The 4264-nt window shown below is 72.2% G+C and carries 4 protein-coding genes; 1 reads left to right on the top strand and 3 read right to left on the bottom strand.

Annotated elements, in window-relative coordinates; all coding sequences use genetic code 11:
* On the top strand, positions 1-914 hold a 914-nt coding region (locus tag B551_RS14555; RefSeq protein WP_023264394.1), incomplete at its 5' end, for a YifB family Mg chelatase-like AAA ATPase.
* A gap of 310 nt (positions 915-1224) precedes the next feature.
* On the opposite strand, the gene B551_RS14550 is transcribed toward B551_RS14555, so the two are convergent.
* The 3 genes from B551_RS14550 to B551_RS14540 all read right to left on the bottom strand — a co-directional run bounded on the left by B551_RS14550 (position 1225) and on the right by B551_RS14540 (position 3997).
* Complete coding sequence (locus B551_RS14550; protein ID WP_006579220.1) at positions 1225-1884, bottom strand: LysE family transporter; 660 nt, start codon at positions 1882-1884, stop codon at positions 1225-1227.
* A gap of 146 nt (positions 1885-2030) precedes the next feature.
* Positions 2031-3413 (bottom strand): MFS transporter, encoded by a 1383-nt coding sequence (locus B551_RS14545; RefSeq protein WP_083492612.1) that lies wholly within the window; start codon positions 3411-3413, stop codon positions 2031-2033.
* Entirely contained in the window at positions 3413-3997 is a 585-nt protein-coding gene (locus B551_RS14540; RefSeq protein WP_043439836.1) for a hypothetical protein, read from the bottom strand. Before B551_RS14540 ends, B551_RS14545 begins: the two co-directional genes overlap by 1 nt.
* Positions 3998-4264: the final 267 nt, after the last annotated feature.

Raw genomic sequence — 4264 nt, 5'->3', positions numbered from 1 at the left:
AGGGGCAGGCGCGCCGCGCGATGGAGGTCGCCGCGGCGGGCCAGCACTCGGCGCTGCTGATCGGCCCGCCGGGCACCGGCAAGTCGATGCTGGCGCAGCGCTTTCCCGGGCTGCTGCCGCCGATGACGCTGCAGGAGGCGCTCGAATCGGCCGCGGTGCTGAGCCTGACCGGCGCCGGCTTCCAGGCCGAGCGCTGGGGCCGCCGGCCGTTCCGCTCGCCCCACCATACCGCCTCGGCGGCCGCGATGGTCGGCGGTGGCGGCGATCCGCGCCCCGGCGAGATTTCGCTGGCGCATCACGGCGTGCTGTTCCTCGACGAGTTGCCCGAGTTCGAGCGGCGCGTGCTGGAGGTCCTGCGCGAGCCGCTGGAGTCGGGCCGCATCACGATCTCGCGTGCGGGCCGGCAGGCCGACTTCCCGGCGCGCTTCCAGTTCGTGGCGGCGATGAACCCCTGCCCCTGCGGCTACCAGGGCCATCCGGCCCGGGCCTGCCGCTGCACGCCGGACCAGGTGCTGCGCTACCAGTCGCGGCTGTCCGGGCCGCTGCTGGACCGGATCGATCTGCAGATCGAGGTGCCGGCGCAAAGCCAGCAGGAGACGCTGGACGGCCCGCCGGGCGAGGACAGCGCGTCGATCCGCGCGCGCGTGCTGGCCGCCCGGGCGCGGCAACTGGAACGGCAGGGCAAACCCAACGGGGAACTGGCGGGACAGGAGATCGAGCGGCACTGCCCGCTCGACGAGCAGGCGCAGGGGCTGCTGCGGGCGGCGATGGCGCGGCTCGGCTGGTCGGCGCGGTCGTACTTTCGCGTGCTGAAGGTCGCGCGGACCATCGCGGACCTGGCCGGCGCCGACATCGTCGGCGCGGCACACGCGGCGGAGGCGGTGCAGTATCGGCGGGTATTGCGTCCCGCCTAGCTGACCCGCCTGCGATCGGCTCCCCTCTCCCGCTGGCGGGAGAGGGGTCGGGGGAGAGGGAAGCGAACCGGCGCGGTGGCGGCGCATTGCGGTACATCAAGCCAGAAGGCGAGCTTCGGGCGGCTCGCCCGGCGGTTCCGGCTCTTCCTCGATCGGCGGATGATCGGGTGGCACGCCGGGCGGTGGCGGGTCTTCTATTGGCGGAACGGTATGGTCGGCGCGGCACGGCATCGGTCGGCTCCAGGGGCGGGGTAACCACCATTGAAGCAAACCGGCCGGGGGATCGCCAGCCGGGGCGGTCCGACAGCGCTCAGCCCGGCTGGCGCCGCACGAAGAACAGCGCGGCCCCGACCGCCATCAGCACGCTGCCGAACACGCGGTTCTGCCAGCGCATCGCGCGGGCATCGCGGAACAGGCCCTGCATGCGCGAGGCCAGCAGCGCGTAGCCGTGCATCACGACCAGGTCGACCGCGCACATCGTCACGGCCAGGATCGCCAGCTGCGGCGCCAGTGGCCGCGCCGCATCGATGAACTGCGGCAGCACCGCGACCATGAAGACGATGCCCTTCGGATTGGTGACATTGGTCAGCAGCCCGGTGGCGAACCGCCGGCGCGGACTCATCGCGGCCACGCGGATGCCGCCCGGTGACCGGCCGTCGCCGCGCGCATCGGCCGGCTCCTGCTCGACGCGCGCGCGCCACTGCTGCACGCCCAGATAGATCAGGTACAGCGCGCCGACGGTCTTGACCGCGGCAAACGCGTGCTCGGACGCGAGCAGCAGCGCGCCCAGCCCACCGCCGGCGACCAGCAGTACGATCAGCAGCCCCACTTGCAGGCCGAGGATCGTCGTGGTGGTCCTGCGCAGCCCATAGGACAGTCCGTGGCTCATCGACAGCACGGCGCCCGAGCCCGGCGAGACCGCGATCGCCCAGCAGGCCGCGAAATAGGCGAGCCAGATTTCCCAACGCATGATTTGCTCCTTCTTGTCTTTGCCTAAGCTCGAACCTTTTCGAACCTCGCGGGCCTTTCCAAACCCCGGGCTTTTCCCCAAACCCCGGCCTTTTCCAACCCCTGGACCTTTTCGAATCCCCGGATCGCTTCAAGCGCCGGCGGCGTTCAGCCCGCCGCCCGCTTCCACAGCCGCGGCACCAGCGCATACCAGAGGTAGCCGGCAAGCTGCAGCGCCAGCAGACCGCCCAATGCCGCGCGGAAGGCGTCGGCCTGCGGCAGCCCGGCGTCGCGGAACAGATCGATCGCGACACCCAGCCCCCACTGGATCAGGAAGCTGCCGCCGAACACCAGCAGGTTGTAGGTGGTGTTGGCGCGCCCCGCCACCTCGGCGGGAAACGCCAGGCTCAGCGTGCTGAGGATCAGCGACAGCGTGCTCGCGCACATCGCCAGCAGCGGCCACAGCAGCCACGCCGCCGGCGCGGTCCAGGCGACGATCGCCGCCTGCAGCACCAGCGTCAGGCCGGCGCCGATCATCACCAGCCGCGCGGACTCGACCGGGTCGCGCGCGCGCCGCGGCGCCAGCCACCCCAGCAGCAGATACCCGGCCAGCAGCGCGATATTGAACAGGAACAGGATCTGCGCGGTGCGGTCCGGCCCGAAGCCGAGCACGTCGACCAGCCACGGGCCGACCCACAGCGTCTGCACCGCCATGAAGCCGGCCTGGTTCAGCAGCCCGAACGGCATCACGCGGACGAAGGCCGGGTGGCGCAGCAGCGCGCGATAGCCGCCGGCCATCGCCGTCGGCGCCTGCGCCGCGACGTTACCGCCGGCGCTTCCGATGTCGGCCGCGAAATTGGCGGACTCGGCCGATGCGCTATCCGGCTGCGCCCGGCGCGCCAGCCGTGCACTGCGCCGCTCGACCCGCGCCAGCCCCCGATACAGCGCCAGCGCCGACGCCAGCAGCAGGCCCGCCATCACCAGGAACACGCCGCGCCAGCCCAGCCACGGCAGCACCGCCTGCACCGGCAGTGTCGTCATCAGCGCGCCGCCGCTGCCGGCCACCAGCATCCAGACCGACAGCTGGCTCTGGCGCGCGGTCGGAAACCAGCGGCGATACGCCGTATAGGAAGCCATCAGGCAGGCCGACACGCCGGCGCCGATCAGCGCCCGGCCCAGCCACAGGGTCGCCGCCGAGCCGGCCAGCGCAAAAACCAGCGCGCCGGCCGCGGCGATCAGCAGCAGCACGGTCTCGACGCGGCGCACGCCGCGCCGGTCCAGCCACTGGCCGACCGGAAGCTGCATCGCGGCGAAGGCGAGGAAATAGGCCGACGACAGCAGGCCGAGGTCGGCGTTCGACAGCCGCAGGTCGGCGATCAGCTCGGGCGCGATCACCGCGTTGATCGTGCGCAGCGCGTACGACAGCACATAGGCGGCCGCGAAGCAGGCGAACACCAGCGCGCCCTCGCCCCGGCGCAGCAGCGCGGATGGGCGCATCGTCAGGCCGAGGCGGGTGCTGCGTGGACTGGTACGGGTAGTACGGGAACGCATCAGAACGGGTGGAAGCCGGCCAGGAACTGCTCGACCTGCTCGGCCTGGCGCTGGTCGCGCGCGGCATCGCCGGCCTCGAGCACGACGGCCTGGTAGACCTTGGTCCCCTTGGCGACCAGCCGCGCGGTCAGCCGGCGCGGCGCCTTGTCCTGTGGCGACACCCCGGCCACGCGGATCTCGATGCCTTGCAGCGCCACCGGCGGCTGCGCGGACGACATCACCGTGACCGCGCGCGTCTGTACCGGTTCGGTCGGCGCGTTGCCGAGATTGGCCAGCAGGCCGGACTGCATCGCCGACAGCGCCTCGGCGCGCAGCGCCGCGTCGTCGCCGGGCAGCGTGACCACGCCGACGGCGAACAGCGTCTCGTCGACGCGCGCCGCCTCCATCGTCATCGGCAGCTTGCGGCCCGCGATCGCGACATCGCGCGCGGCGCTGGTCGGCTTGGCGGGATAGAGCGCGGCGTACCCGCCCTCGTTGGACTGGATCGTCCGCCAGTCGTAGCGCGGCGAGCAGGCCAGCAGCGCGGCGACCGCCAGGGCGGCGCAACACCGGGCCGGCCGGCGGAGGAACGAAAGGCGAGACATCGAAAGCGTGATCGGGCGGTGAACGGAAGACGGCAGAAAAAAGCGGGCCACGCGCCGCCCCGGCAGCGGCGCGGCCAAGCCGCTATTATCGGGGATCAGGCACTGGCGCAGTGTCTTTCTCTTCTCGATATTTCATTATGGTTTTCGACTTCGCAGGTCGCCGCATCGGTCCGGCATCGCATCGGGGCGCCATCCCGGCGCGGCTGCCCGGCATGCTGGCCATCCCCGCGATCGCCCTGGCGTTCGCCGTGGCGCCGCCGCCGGCAC

The organism is Cupriavidus sp. HPC(L), assembly GCF_000307735.3.
Taxonomy (GTDB): domain Bacteria; phylum Pseudomonadota; class Gammaproteobacteria; order Burkholderiales; family Burkholderiaceae; genus Cupriavidus.
The sequence above is the reverse complement of the archived record's forward strand: the minus strand, read 5'-3'. Positions and strand labels throughout refer to the sequence as shown.